The sequence below is a fragment of the Brucella lupini genome, from assembly GCF_002252535.1.
Lineage (GTDB): Bacteria > Pseudomonadota > Alphaproteobacteria > Rhizobiales > Rhizobiaceae > Brucella > Brucella anthropi.
Window position 1 is genome coordinate 1 of sequence record NZ_NNRN01000021.1, and the last position, 19,410, is coordinate 19,410.

Genomic DNA, 19,410 nt, shown 5'->3' on the forward strand with positions numbered 1-19,410 from the left:
TCCGGTCAGACCTGCCCCATCGAGCCCGCCTATGGAGCCCCTTCCAAACGGGAAAAGGAATATGACGATGGCGAACCGCCATAATGCAAATCCCCAGCAAATGGCCCGGCGGGTTGCAGCCTCTGCAAAAGCCACCGTAAAGACTTGCACACTCGTTGCAGACCATCGGCCAGGCTCCGCTTGCAACAATCGTCCTGTCGCAGAGGTGCCTGTGACCTGCCGCCTGGAGCAAAAGCATCAGGATGCCGTCCGTCTATCGTGGGGATCAAGCAATCCCGTAGGCCGAAACCCGACACCCGGCAAACGTCGTTTTTGGGGAAGCTGGTTTTGAGGATTGCCGAGGATTATCTGGCTGAGGCGAACCCGATGATTGAGCCGGCCACCGCTGAGCGAGGCGACCGGCCTTGACGCCATCCGAGGCGGAAACCTTCAGGCCACCTTCCGAGCCTCCTCCTCCACGGGCTGCAGCCCGTGGAGAAAAGTTGCCGCGCGCTGCGCATGCGCCGCCGCTTGGAAGATTGCCCGTGTGTCGTTTGCCAATACGTCGAGCCATGACTGAAGGTAGGAGGCATGGTCGGGCCGCGGCTCGAGTTCCGGTACGATCCCCAGATCGGCACATAAAAAGCAGCTGCCGAGTTCGGCGATCAACTCTTCCCGGGCTCGCTCGCTCTTGTCCCTGGCGTAGCGTGAGAGATCGCGGCCGATGCGATGGGCAGGAGCGGTCCAGTGGATCTTATGCCGATATCGGCATAAAACGCATAATGCCGCGATCCGGATTATGCCGCATGGCCTCTTTTGGAGGCCTGTTGCCTGTTTTCGGCCATGCGGCTGTTCGGAATAATCAGAGCCCTTCCAGGAAGGCGAGCAGGTTATCGTCTGGCCGGAACCGCCCCGAAGGCGTTGCCGGGGCCGCGACGCGGGCAAGCGCCTTTTCCTTCATTCGCATGTCGGCATGGATGTAGATCTGGGTGGTCTCGACGTTTTCGTGACCAAGCCAGAGCGCGATGACCGCAGGATCGACGCCGTGATGGAGCAGGTCCATCGCCGTACTGTGGCGCAGCGTATGCGGCGTAACCCGCTTGCAGCCAATGCTGGGGCACGTGCGTGATGCCGTCAGGCAATGTTTGCGCACGAGATGCTCAAGGGCATCGTGGCTCAGCGGCTCCCCTCTGATCGATGGGAATAGCGGCCTGCCCTTGTCACCGTCCCCGATCCAAACGGCCAGGAGCTTGGCCGTTTCACGGCGAAGCGGGGTGGCGCGCTCCTTCCTGCCCTTTCCCATGCAGCGGATATGAGCGCCGGATCCGAGTACCACGTCAGCACACTTGAGACCGACCAGCTCGGAGGCCCTGAGCCCGGTTTGTACCGCGAGTAACAGCAGGGCATGGTCGCGTCGCCCCGCCCATGTCTGCCGGTCAGGCGCTGCCAGCAAGGCAGCGATTTCGTTGGTGTCGAGGAACGTCACCTCGCGCCGCACGTAGCGCTTGTTGGGCATGGCGAGGATCCGCTGACATTGTAGCAGCCAAGTCGGGTCGCTCATCGCGACATAGCGGAAGAAGGATCTGATCGCGGCGAGCCTGGTGTTTCTGCTGCGTGCGCTGTTGCCTCGGGCAGTCTCAGTATAGACGAGGAAGTCGGCAACCAGATCGGCGTCGATATCTTCGATCGTCAACTTGACCGGCGGCTTGCTGTGTCGTGCACTTGCGTACCGCAACAAAAGTCGGAACGTATCCCGGTAGCCGGCAATCGTATGGGGGCTCGCTTCCATCTGGATGCGGAGCCGGTCAGTGAAGAAGCGCTGGATTAACGAAGGCAAGGTAGCAACACTCATCGACCTGCCTCCTCGTCGTCGGATGTCGCTCGCGCCATTGCCAGACCGAGCAATTCGGGCACTGCTTCCAGATACCAGTACGTGTTGGCAGGGCTGCCGTGACCGAGATAGGTAGTCAGCCGGATCATCTCGCGTGCCGGGTCTTTGCCGGTGCGGTACCAAAAGATCATCGTCTTCACAGCGAAGCTGTGGCGAAGATCGTGAATGCGCGGTCCCCGTCCATGTTTGCAGTGTGGTTGATGGGTTCTGAGGCCGGCGTCCTGACATGCCCGCGCAAAGTTGTATCGGGCCCCGCAGTCGGTGAGCCGTGAAGCTTTGTCGGTGACGAACAGCGCCGCGACAGGATGGCCGATCAGCCGGTCCCGTTCGGCAAGATAGTCGATCAGGTGCGTGACGACGCTGAGATGGAGCGGTAGCAAGCGCTCTTTGCCAAGCTTGCCCTGCCGTACCCGCAGCACGCGGTTCAATGTGTCGATGTCATCCCGGTCAAGCGCCAACGCCTCGCTGATACGAAGACCAGTAACCGCGATGAGCCCGAACAGAGTGGAGCAGGTCAGGCCTCGCAGACCGTAGATCGACGGCAGTTCTTTCGCGGCCGCGATGATTGTTCTGATTTCATCGTCGCTGTAAATGTGTGGACGCGACCGTCGGATCGAGCTTGGTAGCAGCCCTTGTGGGGGCACCTCATGAGCTGGATCGAAGCTGCTCAGCCATTGTGCGAACAGACGCACAACAGTCAGCCTGGCCCCTCTGGTCGAGGAGCAGGCCTCAGCCAGCGTGCCGTGCCAACGCAGGAACAACGCCGTGTCGACATGTGTGGCGCCCTCGCGGTCAGCGAAGCGGGTGAAGCGACGAAGGATGCGAGCAGCGGTACCAAGATCATAGCCCAGGCTGCGCCTGACACTCAGATAGCGGTCGAGTTGGATGGTGAGGCTCATCACACACCTCCCCCCACTGGCCAAGGCTGTGCGATCGATCGCAGGCCTTCAATGTCGATGCGTGCATAGATCATCGTCGATGTTCGTGATCGGTGTCGCAACACGTCGCCGATTTCATCCAGCGAAGCCCCCGTGTTCACCAATTGGGTCGCAAGACTATGGCGGAGCAGGTGCGATCCCACATAGGGTGTCACCGGCTTCTGGCCGGTTGCCTTCAATGCCTCCTTGAGGACGTTATTGACGATCTGGCTATCTTTGAACGGTCGATGCGGGGCGCGATGGGTGACAAACATCGTGCGGCACGTCGCAGGGCCTCTCTCTTCACGAAGATAGCGGCTCAGCGCATCGCCGACCTCCATCGTGATCGGTAACCGGTCGTGTAGTTTGCCCTTGCCGCGCACCATGAGTTCGCCGGCGCGCCAATCGATGTCGTCGAGTTGGATTGCCATGACCTCGACTGCTCTCAACCCGAGCCGGGCCATGAGCAGCAGCATCGCATAGTCCCGTGCGCCGTGCCTTGGATTGTCGCGCACATTAGCCAGGACCGCTTCGACGCCATCCGGCGACAGATGTCGTGGCAGTCGCGGACTCCAGGACTTTGCAGTTTTCGGTACGCTCAGCGCCAGATTGGTCGACGTAGCTCCACATGCAAACAGATATTGGAGGAAATTCCGAACATGCGTACCAATCGTTTTGTCGCGGCGCGCGCTCGCCAGGACATGCTCCACGAACCCGATCGCATCGGCGGGACGCAAGCAACCGATATCGATCGTCGTTTCTCCGAAGCGGTAGTCGAGGAAACGGTTGGCGAAGCGCAGCGAGTGATAGATCGTCCGCTGGCTGAGGCCTCGTTGTTTAACGAGATAGGTTTCGAACCTTGCCAACAAGTCGGCGCGCGCGATCTGCGCTTGGGTTGGCGCCGTGGGCTCTACCACGCCGATGTCGATCAGATGCTGGGCAAACCGATGTGCGAGTTTGTGAGGGCGGACACTCTGGTAATACCTCCGCGGCAACGTCCGTCCCAGCCGATCGGCCATGTCAAGCGTGAGTTTTGAAAGCTTTACCCCTTCCGCATCCATCACCTGGCCAAGCCTTCGAATGATCGACCGGTACTCTTTGATGGTCGGCGCCTTGTAATCGGCGGCAACGAGCCGCTGGATAAACGAGTCCAGGTAGGGCTCGACGCAGGTGTTCAGAATCGCAGGCATCTTTCGTGCTCCTTGTTGTTGGAGCCACGAAGATTATGCCGAACGCCATTGACGCGATCACCCTGCAGGCCGCGGGTTCTCAAAGAGATGCGGCATAATCCGGATCGCGGCATTATGCGTCGCTTCATGGCTAAGCGTCGCGTAGTAGCTCGCGGCGTCCTTGAACGTTTCGATTGGTGGCATCTGGATCTTATCCAGACTCTGTGTACCTGTCTCACAGACGTCAGGGTTGGCGGTTAGTGTCGCCGACAGTCAGACAGACAGATCCGTCGAGTGATGCTGGTGCGAAGTTTTTGCCGGGGGCGGGCTCGAGCCCGTCCCCGGCAAAAACTTCGGCGCTGTTGGGAGGTCCTTTGCCGCAGGTATTCTTCACCGATCTTTCCGCGGTGCACCGCTCCGTCACGGTCCACGGCGCGACATACGAGTTGTCCTCAGACGAGATAGCGGCCGCAGACAACATCGGCCTCGTCGAGGGCATGCCGTTCATTCTGGGAAGCGACGGTGCCTACGATCACCATCTCAACCGTTTCCTCCGGTCTTGCCCGACCATGGGCGTACGCTCGCTGAACAGCCTGCGCGCCTATGCGCGGGACATCGTCGTCTGGATGCGCTTCCTCGAGGAGCGCCGGAACGGCAAGTCTCTCTGGTCGGCCGACCGCGATGACATCGCCGCATTCCACGAAGCCCGCCGCCTGTCCGCGCCGCCGTTCCGCATATCAGCCTCTTCCTGGAACCGGATGATTGCGGCGCTCGACAAGCTTTATCGGTGGGCCATCGACGAGAAGATCATTGCGGCCGCTCCATTCACCTATCGGCAGCTCTGGTCACGCGCGTCAACGTCGGGTGCGGTCATCGCCATGGCGGTGAACTGCGCCAAGGAGAGGGGCGGTCGCAAGGGCGACATGCGCTTTCTCGACCTGCCGCGCTATCTGGTGTTCCGCGAGGTCGGGCTGCGCGGCAGACTTCCCGATGGTCGGGAAGATCCGACATGGCGAGGCCGCAACGGAGAGCGCAATGCGCTGTTCGCGGAACTGCTGATCACGACCGGCCTGCGGCTGCAGGAAGCATCGAGCCTGCTGCTAAACGAACTACCGGAACTGGACGCACGCCCGGATTCCTTGGCCCGGTCTCTGCCCTTCCGACTGGCGGCTGCGACCGCGAAGGGTTCGCGCGGCCGAGACATCCGCATGCCAATCCGCCTGATCGGGCAGTTGCAGGACTATGTCCGGATCGAGCGGGAGAATAGCCTTGCGCGTGCGCCGCGGAGCGGCCGTATCCGCCGAACGCACAGCCCGATCCCGGCGATCGGATACGACCACCGGGCTCTTCGCCTTAACGATGGCGACTGCGCGGTGAGGACAAGCGTTGATCAGCTGACGCCTTCGGAACGGACTCGGCTCGTCGACGCCACGACGGGCCTGCCACTGGCGCTCTGGCTGACGGAAGACGGAGAGCCGATGCCGATGGCGTCATGGGAAGCCGTGTTTACACGTGCCAGCGAGAGATGCCGTCGCTTCGGCTTCGAGGACATGCACGTAACCCCTCACATGCTTCGCCACAGCTTTGCCGTCCACATGCTGACGCTGCTTCTACGCGAACAGATCAACTGGGTGGTCAGCGAGCGATCGCAGCATCTCGGCTCCGCCTATCGCCGGATGATCGGCGACCCGCTGCTAAAGCTTCAGCGATTGATGGGACACAGCAGGATCGAGAGCACCTATATCTATCTCGATCACCTTGCAGACAGCCAGGAGATTGTAGACGCGGCAGTTGGCAATCTCGGCCTGGATGTTGCCTCCATGGAGTTGGCGCCATGAGCCGGGGGCGGCGGGCAACGTTCCCGCCCCGATCGGACACGCCGGACAAGGACGCCCCAGCATCCGTCATCGTCGCCGATCCACGCCGCTTCGCTGCGCGCGTCGACACAGGCGGCGAGCACAGCGTGGATCTCCGTTCCTGGTCGAACCCATCCTTCGTTGCCGAGATCGCTCCGTTGGTGCGGGAACGCATTCGCCAGATGGGGCCGACGCCGATCGGACGTGCGGTGCAACGCACGGTGCTCAAACTCCGCCGCTTCTGGTCGTTCCTGGATGCTCGGCAGATTGCCCTCCGTGGACTGAGCGATATCACGGTCGAGTTGATCAACGATTACGAGGCGTGGCTCGAGCAGAACGCGGGGAACAGGCTGTTCCAAAGGCATCTTCTGGCGGCGCTCATCAGCGTGCTCCGCATCGCAGTCGAGGACCGTCCCGGCGTTCTGACGCCGGAAGTGGTATCCCGCTTGCGCTATCTTGGTCACGGCGATGGCGGAGGGAGCCGACCCCGCGATGCCTACAGCAGCCGGATCGCCGAAGCGCTGCGTGCCGCGGCACGGGCTCAAATCGCCGAAGCCCGCCAGCGCATCGCGCTCGGCGATGATGTTCCGCCGCCTCCGCCAGGAGTGGATGTATGCGAACGGCTGCGCGCTCATCATGATGCGGTAGTCGCCGAGATCGTGCGATCCGGACAGATCGAGACGCGGCATCCCGCCTTCAAACGCTTCAAGAACCTCGGTGCCTACCGCCACGTTGATTGCAGGATCGAGGTGCCGCACCGAGGCTTCCACCTCATGGCAATCGATCTCGCGGCATTCCTGGTATTGCTATCGCTGGAGACAGGCATGGAGATGGAATGCCTGATCCGCCTGAACGCCGACTGCCTGCGCAATCCCACCAAGGGCTATGTCGAGATCGAATATTACAAGCGCCGGGCACGCGGCTCGGAGTGGAAGCGCCTGCGGGTTCGGGACGGATCGAGCGCCACGCCCGGCGGGCTGGTCAGAACGGCGATCGCGCTCACCGAACGTGCCCGACAACACACCGGCTCGGATCGTCTGTGGGTTCTCTGGACCATCGACGGCCTGCGTCCAGCCAACGATGAAGGCGGCCAAGGCATCGCTGCCTTCATCGAGCGCTACCAACTGGTCGATGACGACGGCGCGCCGCTACGGTTGAGATTGTCGCAGTTGCGGAAGACCCACAAGGCTGAATGGTATCGACGCACGAACGGTCAGCTCGAGCAGTTCGCCGTCGGTCATTCGATTGGCGTCGCGGCCAACCACTATGCGGATATACCGGCCCTGCGTCATGTTCATGAGCAGACTCTTGCCGACGCGTTCCACGATGCTCTCGGCGCGGCGCTGAAGCCGCGCATCGCTTCGAGCGAGCGGGAAGACTTTGTCGCAGAACGGCAAGATCCGCCTCCGGCGATGGACGATCAGGATGTGTGGCTCGCACGATGCGGCGGCTTTTACGAGAGCCCATTCGCGGAAGCCGGTAACCCCTGTCCGACCCCGTTTTGGGGCTGCCTTGAATGCGAGAATGCCGTGATCACGGAACGCAAGCTCCCAGCACTAATCGCATTCCAGTCCTTCATGGCCGATCAGCGTGCCGCCCTCAATGCCGACGAGTGGTCGATCAAGTTCGGCCGCCCCTGGCATCGCATCACGAACCAGATCCTCCCGGCCTTTGCACCGCCAACTGTGGAAGCGGCCCGATCCCAGATAGAGGGCGAAGGGCCGACGCTCCTCTATCTGCCGGTGGAGGCGACGGCACAATGACAGCGACGAACCTTGCCCTGGCCACACCCTCTTCGGTCATACGCAGCCTGAATGACATCGTGCTTTGCTCGATGAAGCTTAAGGAAGGGACCGACCGGGAGACACTCTCTCGCTTCGGCGACGACGTGTGGAATCTCGATCCGGCGATCTTCCATATGACGGCGCGCAATGCGTTCCGGACGATCGACTTCACCGACATTGCCTGTCCGTTGGAGCGGCTGACAGCCAAGGAATACATCTTCGCCTGGCTCAACGAACGCCTTCCCGACCGCTCGGAGCGACTGCGGCCGTTGAGCGCGCGTGCAGCACTCGCCACCTTGAGCCACTTCATGGCGTTCGTGCGGGAGCGGGAGGGCCGCTTCGATGCCGCGCTGATCGATCAGGACCTGCTCGATACCTACCTTGCTCTCCAGAATAACCGTTCCGTACTCCCGAGTCGGGTCGCCGCCTGCCTCAGACCGGCCGTGCAGCTTCACCGGCTCGCCCGCTTCCTGACCCATGGCGGCCTGCGCTTCGTTCCCTGGAACGGAACGCCGACCTACAAGGTCGCAGGCTGCGGCGGCCGAACATATGAGAACATGACGCCCCGCATTCCCGAGCCGGTGATCGGCGCGTTATTGCGATGGTCGCTGCGCTATGTCGAACTGTTCTCGACCGATATCCTTGCTGCACGCGCCGAACTCGATGAACTCAGGGCAGCCTGGCAGGCCCGCCCTCGCGGAACCGCGCAAACCAATAGTGTCGCCATGCGCATGGCTTCCTACATTGAACGTCGCCGCCGGGAAGGTCGTGGCATACCAGTCTGGAACACTCCCGGACGCATCGGTGGTTTATGCGCTTTCCTCGTGCAGGCCGACCGGCTCAAGTTGAACGGGAGCGTGTTGAACCTGCAGCTGATCTCGCTGCAAAGCGGGATTCATGTCACCAACATCGTCCAGAACAAGGATGCCCATACTCTTCTTCTTGGTGCTGTGAAGGAGCTCGGCGTTGAGCATGGCGGCATGGATACGCCGATTGCCATCGACCCGGAAAGCGGACAGCCATGGCGAACTCGTTTCGACGCCTTCTCGCTGGCAGATGAGGAACGCCAGCTGCAGACCGCAGCCTATATCCTCTGTGTCTATCTGACCGGCATGCGCGACAGCGAAGTCCAGGCAATGCAACTCGGTTGCCTTCAGCGAAAGCGTAGTGCGGACGGCCTGATCGAGCGGCTGATGATACGCAGCATTGTCTACAAGGGGCGGCAGGAGCGTGGCGAGGCGGAGGAGTGGGTGACGATCGAGCCGGTCGCGCGAGCCGTCGAGATCGCCGAACGCCTCGCCACTCGTCATCGGCCGGAACGAGAAGGAGACGCCATATGGGTTGTCCTTCATCGTGCTCATGCTCGCGACCGCGGCGTGCCGCATGTGGTGCGGCAGATCAATCGGTATCGCGAGCATCTGGATAAGCACTTCGGTGCGCCGGAAGAACCGACGATCCCGCTCGTTGAAGGACGAAGTTGGATCTTCAACACGCGGCAGTTCCGCCGCACTGTGGCATGGTACATCGCCAACCGCCCGTTCGGCGTGGTCGCCGGCAAGATCCAGTATAAGCATGCCTCGGTCGCGATGTTCGACGGCTATGCGGGATCATCGGCTTCCGGCTTCCGCCAGGAGGTCGAGCAGGAACATCATCTGGGACAGCTCGACGACATCGTTGCACATTACGAAGCGGCGCAGCGTGGCGAGCGACTGGCCGGCCCCGGCGCGTCCCGCGTTACGCACGAGATGGACCGTGCCGCCAGGGAGATCAGTCCTCTGCCAGGAACGATCGCAGATGGCAAGCGGGTGAAGGCGATGCTCGCTCACCTCGCGCGCACGCTGCATGTCGGCTACCTGAACGACTGCTTCTTCGAGCCAGCCACAGCGCTTTGTCTCAGCCGGACGACAGGCTCGGAAAGCCAGCCCGTCCTGTCGAACTGCGCCCCTGACCGCTGTCCGAACTCCTGCATCGCACGCCGTCATCTGCCGGCGTGGCAGGCCGCGATCACGCATGCCGAATCCATGCTGCAAGAGAAGCGATTGTCGAGCGTGCAGCGGACCGCGATCCGGCAGGACCGCGATCGAATGCGCAAGCTGATAGCGCCGCTGCTGGAGGAACGCTCGTGAAGCCGGTCAGCACTTCGACCGAGAGAGCCCTTCGTGAAGCGCTCTCTCGGCTTGTCTCAGGGAATGCGTTCAGGTCGGAGGGCCGCCTGACTGTTGCCGATCTGGCACGGGAAGCCGGCGTCAGCCGCGCGACCGCGAACCGTGCTCCGGCCATACTCGCGGATCTGCGGGAGGCGGCCGACGCGGCGAAGCTGAGCCAACTCGAGGAGCCCCGCTCCCCGCAGATTGACGTGGAGCGGCAGCGGCGTGATCGGGAGAACGTGATCGCCCAGCACGTTCAGGTTCGCGCCTTGTTACAACGCGCCGACGAGAACAGGAGAAGCAGGGTGGCCCGCCTCCGTCTCATTGGCGACACCGGATGACGCGGGCGCAGGCTGCTGCTCGTGCATCCAGTCGGCTGCCTGCTGTGCCTTGCCGGCAGCCGTGAAGATGGCGCGGGGGTCGTCCTTCAATACGGTCAGCCACGAGGCAATGTACGCAGCATGATCAGGGCGCGGATGGTGGGCGATGCCGAGATCGGCGAGGACAAGCCCGCTCAGAATCTCCACGCAGCATTCTTCGGCAGCATAGGCAGCCGATCCGAACCGGCCAGAGAGATCGCGGTCAAGCCGGTGCTTTGCCCCGGAGGCGTGGCCGTTCTCATGCAGCCAGACCCCATAGAACGACGCGGTATCCCGGAAAGAAGCGAAGTCCGGCATGAATACCGTGTCTGAGGAAGGAACGTAGCAGGCGTCCGAACCGCCGAACACGGTCTTGATTCCGAGGTTGACGATGAAGGCCTCAGCGTGGGCCAGACGCTCTTCCTCCGGCAAAATGCTCGTCGGCGGACGTTCGTATCCATCCACCTGCGCGATGTTGAACACCGAGAAGGCCCGGGCGAGCATCCGAACACGGCCGCTGTCGTCGCCGTCATCGTCATCCGCCGAGTCGGACGAAGCGATCTGCTTCCACAACACGACAGTGGTTGAGCGTTCGCCCTTGCGCACCTGCGCTCCGGCGTCCTGCCATTGCCGATAGGTGCCCCATAGGCCATCATTGTAACCATTGGCCATGGCTGCGACCCACAGCGCCACCGTGTTGATACCGCGGTAGCGGCGGCCAGATGCGACGTTGGTCGGGCGGGCCGCGCTGGTTCCGTTGTGGAACCATGGCGCGCGCCAATCACCTGCACCTTCTTCGATTGCCGCAATGATCTCGGCGGTGATGCGCGTGTAAACGTCGGCACGCGCTCCGGACTGTATCCTGGAAGACATCGTGATAGCTCCTTGGGAGCGACGCGGGCGCACGGGATCGCCACCGCTTGCGGACGGCGTCGGGCTCAACGTCGGTGGAATGGGATCAGTGAAAAGTCGGTGAGACAGCTTGACTGTTTAGATAATGGATAATATCCAGTCCGGGAGCGTAAAACGCCTGGCCGCCACCATGGCGAATAACTGCGCCTGTATTTCGAAAGAAGCGATCCGCCTGCTCGATCCGCTCGACCGGATGCTGAACCGGCGCCTGTGGGCGATAGTAATGGTCGGCAAGGCCATCGATCTGCTCGATATTGAAAACCGAATAGGCCTTGAGAAAAGGAATTTCCCGATCAATCTCGCCACCTTTACCATCCGGCTCCGATTTGGTGAAGCGGCTGGCGAACACGACCGTCGATCCGGTTTCGCCCTTTCGCACCGCTGCCCCGAGCTCGAGTGCCTGTTTGAAGGTCATCCACATCGGTGATGTGAAACCACGCGACATCTGTTCCGACCACAGAAGGAGCACGTTCATGCCGGAATAGGGCTGTCCATTGTGGCGCAGCGGGCGGGTGACCCGCCCATGGGTATGCCCCGCATTCCACGGCTTCATCCAGGGGCGGACGCCAATTGCAAGCTCCTCGATGATCCGATCGGTGATACGCGCATAAATATCAGCGCGGTGGCTTTCGGTCTTTCTGCTCATTTCTTTTCTCCACGTCATGGGAGCCGCGCCAATCGCGGCCGTCCGCGGCGGCCAGGAGCAGGAGCCCATGAGCCGGCTGAAGGCACCGGAACGGCCGAAACAGCGTGGAGGACGGCAAAGCCGTTGCCTGTGGCTTTCGGCTCCTGCAGGTGAGACGGCGGGGACGGGCCGCAACGGCCCGATCACCAACACCTTGATTCCCTTCTTCTGCCCGCGGTGTCCGCAAACGGAAAAGGCCGGCCCACGGGGCCGGCCAGCCCGAGATGGCGAAACAGGCGGGGCGAACCCCGCCCAAGCGGTATCAGTCGAAGGCCGACATCTGAACTTCGGCGGCCTTGCGGTCTATCGAATGGCCGGGATTTTCGACTGGACGATCGAACGGCTTCCAGGTCTCGCCTACGGTCTTTTTGTAGGCAGCGACGGCACCCTCGGCAGCCATTCGAAGAGCATGGGATTGGATACCCATGTCTGCTGCGAATTCCCGCTTTCTGTGGGCGGCGCTGTCATAGCCGACGGGTCCATCGAGATCCTCGTCGCGGACATCGTTTGCTGCCTTGGCTGTAGCGTCGCGCGCGTCGGTGACGGCTTTGCTGTAGAATTGTCCGGCTCCGTGCGCCGAGCCGACAAAGGCGCCGACGATACGCTGGAGGTGGATCTGCATGGCTCTTTCGCCAAGGCCTTCGCTAAGAGCTTCTGCCGTCTCGCAGATGAGGTGCTCGTGGAGATCGCGGATCCCGTCGCTGTCGACCATCGCGGTGCCAAAGCTCTCGGCAATCTTGAGTGCCTGGGCGCTGTCCGGGCATGTCAGCCGGACCATTTCGAGGGTAGCGCCTTTCCGGAGCTGGAGGACGCGGCCGGATTGGCGAGGGTTGCTTGCGGGTTTTGCCATATTCTTTCCTTTCGGTTCCGAAGTGGTTCCGGCCCCGTGCCGGCTTGCCCTTCGGTGCGGTCGACCCGAACCGGCGGAAGGCGGACGCTTCCAGGTCCGGGCCAGGCGAAGACAAGCGGAACCGATCTGCGGGTCAGCAGGGCATATGCCCTCGCGCCGCCCGCGGGTCTGTTTTGCGAAGGATGACGGGCCCGGCCGCTCCGCGGCGCGACAGCGGCCTTGAAGCGGCCGGCCGCTGGTTCAGACCGCAGCAAAAACGAAGGGCAAGCCGGCACGGGTTCAGAACCGAACGGGCTCAAAGGACCGCCGGCCAAGCACGGGCCTGTTCTCGCCAATCCGGCTGCGATCACCATGTGATGTCTTTAGCACCTTCACACTTGTCCGCGCATTCTACCGGCCCCATTCGATAGCAATGGAGCCAGATCGGGCCATGCGTGTTTCGAAACCGCGCAGGATCCCGCTTTCGTCATAAGGTGCACCATCCGTCGAGACATGGTTCACGAAGCTCTTCCAGCGTCGGCCGTGTTTAGCGGCACAGGCTTGGAACGCTGCCTCTTGCTCGGTCGTCAATGGCAATCTTTTGCGCCAGACTGTCACCACCTGCACAAATGCCGTCGCGCTCGGCGATCATCCGCCTGAGCTCCGCGACGCCAGCGTCAAGGCAGGCTTGCGCTGAGGACGAAACCGGCGCCAGAATAGTGTTCGAGCGACCGGCGACGATCGGATCCCAGGCCGCTTCTCCGGTTCGCTGGTCGTGCGCATGACGTCAATCCCTGCACCGTCGGTTGAGTGCCGAGCGATGGTCGTTGCTCGGAAGCGCCGCTATCGCCGCATCGAGCCGCGCGCCTTTCTCGTGGGGGCATCGATTTCCAGCTGGCGTGCAGCAGTTAGCCCGGCAAGACTGTGCCGATACCGTTTGGGCAAGGCTCGCCATTGGGGGCGCCATGGCGGCAGCCGGTCTGGCGCCGTGCAAATTGCGGTAAAATCACCGTCTTCTGACGAGCGATCTGCCGGTCGATCAAATCAAGCTGTCTTTGAGTTTGCCGCAGTGCGCCTGCCTTCCTGGCACTTGTGATTCATTTGAAGGCGCGAACACGAATTTCTCCGGGTCTTCGCGGGGGTACAGCGCATTCCGCCGCCAGGGTCCCCAGCGGCGGAATGCGAATGCGGCGGAAAAGAAGACGCCTATTCGGCGGCGACGCCATAGGCGGTTTCGTGACCATCCAGAGTGTCGGCGTCGCCATCAAGGTCGCCCGGCGCCGTTTCGGTTTCTTCGCCGGTATTGGCTTCGCCGTCAACGAGATCGCCGTCGTCTGTCTCCGCGAGGTCGCTCTGTTCCCGGTGGCGCAAGAGATCCGCAACCTCCTTCGGTTCCGGCACGAACAAGGCCGAGGGATGGACGAAGACCGCATCGCCTGCGAAGTGGTCGACGAGTGCCGCCCGCGTCTCGCGCACACGGGCGGCGGGCTGTATGCCGACCTTCTTGGCCGCTGTTTCGAGTGCCTCACGCGACAAGCATATGAGGAATTCCTCCATGCCCATATCCGCAAGGTACGCGTCCGCCCCGACCGCATCGCCTGCTATCTGCGAAACCACACCGCTGTTCGACATGCCGCGGCGGCAGGACAATACATCAATCAGTGCAGCGCGTGCTGCAACACGGACCGTGTCCATGTCGAACAACAAACGCCCGTCGTCGGTAATGAGGCGAGCGGCGTGGCGGCCGAACCGCGCACCCCCATGGAGGGCGCCACCTGAGCCGGAGTCGATGCGGACGTTTTGGGCGGCAAAGGCAAGGACGAGCAAGGCCATCAACATATCATCCTCGATCGGTGCACGCGCAAGCGCGTCGTGAAGGGCATCAGTGCGGAAATCGCCAATCATGTCCTGGCCCTTTTGGGTCACATCGGGGCGCGCCTTGGCGGTTGCCCCAACTGCGCCCTGACCGTCACCCGCGATCGTCGTTTCGTCCTTGAGAGCCTTCGGTTCGGGCATCCGATAGTGGACGGTCTGCACCTTGCCATCACGGTCGAGGTAGAGGCCGGCAAGGTCACCCTTGCCCGGCTTGCCGTAGACACGTTCTGCTTTTTTCGGAAGCTCAGGCTGACCCCAGTTGTTTACCTCAACAATAGAACCCTTTTTCGGAAGATTGGTCGTCATCCATTCCTGCTGGGCGCCAAGGAACGCCTCGACGTTCGTCGTGAAGCGGTTGTCCTGGTCGGCCGGTCCGAAGAGGTCATCAGCCCACTCGATGCCATAGGCTTGACGAAGATCGTCGCCGAAGCTCGCATCGCGAGCATACATGCGGGTCTTCGACAGGCCGTTAGCGATTTGCCACCAGGACGCCGTCTCGCCCTTTTTCGGCTTGTTCGCCTTCCAGACTTCCTTTTGCTCATCGAGCGACGCGGCCGCGATCGTACGCAATTGCGGCTCGTTGGGCATGTCACCCTTAACCATCTGGTCCAGCATCGCCGGCAGGACGTTGGCGAGCAGGCGCAATTTGCGGATCTGACGAACAGGGAGGGCGAGGGCGACGGCAATCGCTTCTTCGGTCCACCCGAGTGCAACCAGCCGCTCGACGCCGCGCCATTGGTCAACCGGGTTCAACGGCTCGCGGGCAATGTTCTCGACCATCGAGCGCATGGCGCCGTTGTCGTTGGCTGCGTCCTGCACGATAACCTCGATTTCATCGAGACCCGCAGCAATCGCGGCTTGCACGCGGCGGTGCCCCGCCTGGATGATATAGCCATTGCCGCCATCCACCTGCGGCGAGACCACCGGTGGCTGGATGATGCCGACGGCTTTCACCGTGGCCAGCAGCAGAGCGTCGGCCTGAGGGGAGGACTTGGTCTGTCGAGCGTCGTCGGTATTCCCATTCAGCCCACGCGGATCGATTTTGATGATTTCCATTGAAGCATTCCTTTTCCGGGTGGAGCGACCCTTTGCCGCTCCTTCCTGTCTTCCTCTTTCTCGAAGACATCTCCCGGACCGCGGGTCGGACGACGCGGTGCAATTGCGGCCGAGCAGCCCTGCCGCGATGCACAAGCGGGGCCGGAGCCCTGCGATGGGCAAGTGGCCGGGATGAGGAGGGCGCGATTGAGCGATAGCGGCAGCGCAAGACCGACCTGCGATCCATTTGCCCCCAACCCCTCCATTTATCTTTCAGCTTCCACCTCCTCTTATCCAGCAATCGGGTGGCGCCGGCGCGGCTCAACTGGTATGCGGTTGCGAACAACTGTCGAAGCAAGGCGTTATAGCCTCACACGGGGCCCTGACCGTAAGGCCGGCACGAGTTACGCCAGGCACGATAGGTAAATCTGTTCAGAAAGTTGTTATATATTTGCGCCGGGCTTTCTAAATCCGGCAACTACCGTAGAGTGAGACCATGGCATCGGCACAACAAATCATCGGGCTCGTGAAGAGCCATGCTGAAGGCGACAAGGATCGTTTCTACGACCTTGCGATGCAGTTGGCTGCCGCTGAATCGCAGAAGGGACATGGACGCCTCGCGGAGCAACTCCGGCAATGGGCCGAAGCTGGCGCAGCAGCGCCGGAGCAGAAGCGCCCCAGTCTGACGCCGCTTGCCGCGCCGCGGGGAGAGTTGGCTGGGTTTCTCGCGGCCAGCTATCCGACAGCCCGCATGGCTGACGTGATCGTGCCCCCTATTATCGAAGACGAACTCAAACACCTCGTTGTCGAAATCCATCATGCCGAGAAACTCGAGGAGAAAGGCCTGCGGCCGCGAAGACGCGTCCTCCTCGCAGGCCCTCCCGGAACCGGCAAGACTTTGACGGCCGCAGCCTTATCGGCGGAACTGCGCTATCCACTCTTCACGGTGCTCCTCCATGGCCTGATCACGAAGTTCATGGGCGAGACTGCCCAGAAGCTTCGTATGGTTTTCGACGCCATCAAGACGACACGTGGCGTTTATCTCTTCGATGAAATCGACGCGCTGGCATCGAGCCGCGGCAACGAGAACGACGTTGGGGAGGCTCGGCGTGTCCTGAACTCATTCCTGCAGTTTCTCGATGAAGACACCGGGCCTTCGATCATTGTCGCGACCACCAACCTGCCGGAACTGCTGGATCGCGCCGTTCTGCGCCGCTTCGATCTGGTTCTGTCTTACGATTTGCCGGACGGGGTCGCTATCGAGAAGGCAATGCGTCGCCGTCTGCAGGGCTTCGAGGTGGAAACGATTGACTGGGGTCGGATCGCCGGCTGCGCGAACGGCTTATCGACGGCAGACGTGATCGCAGCGGCGGAAGATGCTGCAAGACGCGCGGTCATTCTCGACACGAGCGCTGTTGAGACGACTGCTGTCATGGCATCGCTGGAGCGTCGGCGTTCGCTTCAAGGCATAGGAACGGAAAAGCATGGCTCGAGATCGGCGCCACTTTACGCTGAGCGGAATAGGAACCTCGCGCCCGTTCGCAGCAAAAACCGGCGGATCGTCAAGACATCCAAGTAACGTCAACGATCGGGAGGCCCATGCCCAGGCACTGCTGGCGGCACTCGATCAGTTGCCGGACGTGACACAGGCCAATCTGCCAGGCGTCTATCTGGCAATCGAAGGCAGACCGCACGAGGTGATGATCACCAAAAGCCTGAACGCGAGTGGGCTTACGCTTCTGCGTGTCGATAAACAGGCCGGCGCCCCAGCGGAAGCGACGGTTTTTGCAACCGAGAAGGGGCTTCAGAAACTTCGAAAGAAGATTGAGGATTTCGGTGGCGAGCTCCCAGTGAAAGAGGACGGGAGCTTCAAACCCGCCAGGAACGCCGACCTGGTGCAGAGCATTAGCGCGATCTCCGAGGCCGGTCTGCGGGCTCTGTGGCGAAGCCCCCGCGATCGTTTTCCCGTCGAAGCCGGCAAGAAGCCCTGGGAGGTCTGGCTGGACAAAGCCGCTGCGCCCAACTTCTTCGATGGCGCGCTGGAATACGGCGTCGCAGTTGGAACCGACAGGTTGGAATTTCCTGAAGATTTGGTGGTGATCGTGGTCGCAACCCAGTTAGAGCTGGCGGCAGCCGTGCGAAATCTCGGCGGGGTCCGGGCTCTTGCCACGCCGACCCGTACGGCAGACGATTTTGACGCGATGCCAGTCGAGGAGCAGAACGACTGGGTCGCCGATCTCGTCGGCAGAACCACCTTTGTCCCTCACGCCGATCCGAACTACATCACGTTGCTGGACCGCGGGGTAAGCCGTGCCCATCCTCTGATCCAGCCAGCACTTGCGGCCGCAGACAGACACGCGGCTGAAGCCGCCTGGGACGTCAACGATTTTGTCGGCCACGGCACGCAGCTTGCTGGCCTCGCTCTCTACGGCGACCTGAGCACCGCGCTGCAGACGACCCTGCCGATTGCCATCACTCACAGGCTCGAATCTTCGAAGGTCATACCCGATGCGGGTCATAATCCGCATCATTTGCTTGGAACGGTAACACGCAAAGGGATCGACGCCGCGGAAGCGACGGCGGGGCGGAGGCGCACATTCTGTCTCGCCACCACGACGGAAGACGACACGCCTCATGACGGGGCGCCGACATCATGGTCAAGCGAGATCGATCAGCTCGCTTCAGGCGCTTCGGGTCTGCAGAGACGACAGAGGCTCATTCTGGTCTCGGCTGGAAACAGCGACCAGAACACCTTCACCGGCGGCGACTATCTTACCGTTTCGGATAACGCGGACAACGAGCTGGAATCGCCGGCGCAAGCCTGGAATGCGGTCAGTGTCGGAGCGTACACACAGAAGATCACGCTGCCGGCCGGAGAGCAGGGGGTCTGTGTTGCGCCGCTAGGGGATCTCGCACCCTCGTCGCGGACCGCCAGCTGGCATTCATACTGGCCGATCAAGCCCGAGGTTGTTTACGAGGGTGGCAACTGGTTCTTGCATGGCGCCCCGCCACCGATGAAACACCCGGCATTGATGCCGCTCACCACGGACCATCAGTTTCCCCTGCGGGCGTTCACAGCCTGCGGGGAAACGAGCGCGGCGACCGCTCTCGCCTCGCGCGACATCACCAGTTTGTGGTCGGACTACCCCGATCTCTGGCCCGAGACGATCAGGGCGATTTTCGTGTCTTCGGCGCGCTGGACCAACCAGATGCTTAGCCATGTGCCGGCACAACCGTCGAAAGCCGATCTGGGGATCCTCTTCAGACGCTACGGCTATGGGGTGCCCGACATGGAACGGGCCCGCCGAAGCGCGTCGAATGCGCTGACCCTTATCGTTCAGGATACGATCAAGCCCTATAAAAAGAGCGCGACGAAGAACGCCGAGCACATCCATAACGAACTGAAGCTCTTCGAGCTTCCATGGCCCGTAAAGGAACTGCGCCGCCTCGGAGCAGCTCAGGTCAAGCTCCGCTTGAGTCTCAGCACTTTCATGTCTCCAAACCCGTCGGAGCCCGCGCGCGGATCCAAGTATCGCTACGCCTCGCATAACCTCCGCTTCAAATTGAACCGGCCCAATGAGAGGGCAGGGGCCTTCATTCGTCGGATCAGCAAGATTGCCGAGCAAACGGACGAAGGCGTGATCGAGGAAGCTGACGGTTGGGCTTTTGGGCCCAATCGAAGAGATGTCGGCTCCCTGCAGATCGATCAACTGACTTGCGCAGCATCTGACCTCGCACGGAGAAATCTCATCGCGGTCCACCCCGTCACAGGGTGGTGGAAGGCCAAGAGCGTTCCTGATCCGGAGAACCTCTCTGCCAGATTTGCTCTGGTGGTTGAAATCGATGCCGGGACAGTTGAAGCCGAACTCTACGCGGAGGTGCAGACAGCGATTGCTAACATGACTGCGGCTGTCGTTACCGTGTAACCGCTGAAAGACCTGAGCAAAAAAAATGGGCCTGCGAATATCGCGG

Annotated in this window: 11 protein-coding genes and 3 pseudogenes; 5 read left to right on the forward strand and 9 right to left on the reverse strand. The window is 61.8% G+C overall.

Translation table 11 applies throughout. The features are described 5' to 3' along the window. Window positions 1–429: 429 nt before the first annotated feature. The 5 genes and pseudogenes from CES86_RS01650 to CES86_RS27385 form a co-directional block, all read right to left on the reverse strand. Window positions 430–732, reverse strand: a pseudogene (locus CES86_RS01650) (zincin-like metallopeptidase domain-containing protein); the annotation flags it as partial. A gap of 109 nt (window positions 733–841) precedes the next feature. Further along, a complete protein-coding gene (locus CES86_RS01655; protein ID WP_080823871.1) occupies window positions 842–1,831 on the reverse strand; it encodes a tyrosine-type recombinase/integrase in 990 nt (329 codons plus the stop codon). Next, entirely contained in the window at window positions 1,828–2,769 is a 942-nt protein-coding gene (locus CES86_RS01660; protein ID WP_080823870.1) for a tyrosine-type recombinase/integrase, read from the reverse strand. The genes CES86_RS01655 and CES86_RS01660 overlap by 4 nt, the downstream gene beginning before the upstream one ends. Then, on the reverse strand, window positions 2,769–3,977 hold the full coding sequence (locus CES86_RS01665) for a tyrosine-type recombinase/integrase (protein ID WP_080823869.1): 1,209 nt from the start codon (window positions 3,975–3,977) through the stop codon (window positions 2,769–2,771). Before CES86_RS01665 ends, CES86_RS01660 begins: the two co-directional genes overlap by 1 nt. 114 nt (window positions 3,978–4,091) lie before the next feature. Then, window positions 4,092–4,172: pseudogene (locus CES86_RS27385) on the reverse strand (zincin-like metallopeptidase domain-containing protein); the annotation flags it as partial. A 158-nt stretch (window positions 4,173–4,330) separates the two neighbouring features. Between CES86_RS27385 and CES86_RS01670 the strand changes: the two are divergent. From CES86_RS01670 to CES86_RS01680, 3 genes are read left to right on the forward strand one after another with little or no spacing between them, the layout of a single operon-like run. Next, window positions 4,331–5,794: a tyrosine-type recombinase/integrase gene (locus CES86_RS01670; protein ID WP_094513406.1), complete on the forward strand. Its 1,464-nt coding sequence runs from the start codon at window positions 4,331–4,333 to the stop codon at window positions 5,792–5,794. After that, entirely contained in the window at window positions 5,791–7,575 is a 1,785-nt protein-coding gene (locus CES86_RS01675) for a hypothetical protein (RefSeq protein ID WP_094513407.1), read from the forward strand. Before CES86_RS01670 ends, CES86_RS01675 begins: the two co-directional genes overlap by 4 nt. After that, the gene (locus CES86_RS01680; RefSeq protein ID WP_094513409.1) at window positions 7,572–9,722 is read left to right on the forward strand and encodes a hypothetical protein; all 2,151 of its coding nucleotides are present in this window, start codon (window positions 7,572–7,574) and stop codon (window positions 9,720–9,722) included. The genes CES86_RS01675 and CES86_RS01680 overlap by 4 nt, the downstream gene beginning before the upstream one ends. A 293-nt stretch (window positions 9,723–10,015) precedes the next feature. Here the strand turns inward: CES86_RS01680 and CES86_RS01690 are convergent, their stop codons facing one another. The 4 genes and pseudogenes from CES86_RS01690 to CES86_RS01720 all read right to left on the reverse strand — a co-directional run bounded on the left by CES86_RS01690 (window position 10,016) and on the right by CES86_RS01720 (window position 15,459). Continuing rightward, window positions 10,016–10,975: an ArdC family protein gene (locus tag CES86_RS01690; protein WP_094513412.1), complete on the reverse strand. Its 960-nt coding sequence runs from the start codon at window positions 10,973–10,975 to the stop codon at window positions 10,016–10,018. 127 nt (window positions 10,976–11,102) lie between these two features. Further along, a pseudogene (locus tag CES86_RS01695) lies at window positions 11,103–11,660 on the reverse strand (ArdC family protein); the annotation flags it as partial. A gap of 301 nt (window positions 11,661–11,961) precedes the next feature. Next, window positions 11,962–12,549, reverse strand: coding sequence for a hypothetical protein (locus CES86_RS01700; RefSeq protein ID WP_003501782.1), 588 nt, complete (start codon window positions 12,547–12,549; stop codon window positions 11,962–11,964). A 1,185-nt stretch (window positions 12,550–13,734) separates the two neighbouring features. Continuing rightward, complete coding sequence (locus CES86_RS01720; protein WP_080823867.1) at window positions 13,735–15,459, reverse strand: ParB/RepB/Spo0J family partition protein; 1,725 nt, start codon at window positions 15,457–15,459, stop codon at window positions 13,735–13,737. A gap of 475 nt (window positions 15,460–15,934) precedes the next feature. Between CES86_RS01720 and CES86_RS01725 the strand changes: the two genes are divergently transcribed. Then, a complete protein-coding gene (locus CES86_RS01725; protein ID WP_080823866.1) occupies window positions 15,935–17,017 on the forward strand; it encodes an AAA family ATPase in 1,083 nt (360 codons plus the stop codon). After that, entirely contained in the window at window positions 16,923–19,364 is a 2,442-nt protein-coding gene (locus CES86_RS01730) for a S8 family peptidase (protein WP_234899602.1), read from the forward strand. The genes CES86_RS01725 and CES86_RS01730 overlap by 95 nt, the downstream gene beginning before the upstream one ends. Window positions 19,365–19,410: the final 46 nt, after the last annotated feature.

What these genes read in the sequence shown, in the direction of transcription:
- CES86_RS01675 (WP_094513407.1), top strand. Translation starts at nt 5,791, where the DNA reads ATGAGCCGGGGGCGGCGGGCAACGTTCCCGCCCCGATCGGACACGCCG.
- CES86_RS01725 (WP_080823866.1), top strand. Translation starts at nt 15,935, where the DNA reads ATGGCATCGGCACAACAAATCATCGGGCTCGTGAAGAGCCATGCTGAA.
- CES86_RS01730 (WP_234899602.1), top strand. Translation starts at nt 16,923, where the DNA reads ATGGCTCGAGATCGGCGCCACTTTACGCTGAGCGGAATAGGAACCTCG.
- CES86_RS01720 (WP_080823867.1), bottom strand. Translation starts at nt 15,459, where the DNA reads ATGGAAATCATCAAAATCGATCCGCGTGGGCTGAATGGGAATACCGAC.
- CES86_RS01690 (WP_094513412.1), bottom strand. Translation starts at nt 10,975, where the DNA reads ATGTCTTCCAGGATACAGTCCGGAGCGCGTGCCGACGTTTACACGCGC.
- CES86_RS01660 (WP_080823870.1), bottom strand. Translation starts at nt 2,769, where the DNA reads ATGAGCCTCACCATCCAACTCGACCGCTATCTGAGTGTCAGGCGCAGC.
- CES86_RS01655 (WP_080823871.1), bottom strand. Translation starts at nt 1,831, where the DNA reads ATGAGTGTTGCTACCTTGCCTTCGTTAATCCAGCGCTTCTTCACTGAC.
- CES86_RS01665 (WP_080823869.1), bottom strand. Translation starts at nt 3,977, where the DNA reads ATGCCTGCGATTCTGAACACCTGCGTCGAGCCCTACCTGGACTCGTTT.
- CES86_RS01700 (WP_003501782.1), bottom strand. Translation starts at nt 12,549, where the DNA reads ATGGCAAAACCCGCAAGCAACCCTCGCCAATCCGGCCGCGTCCTCCAG.
- CES86_RS01680 (WP_094513409.1), top strand. Translation starts at nt 7,572, where the DNA reads ATGACAGCGACGAACCTTGCCCTGGCCACACCCTCTTCGGTCATACGC.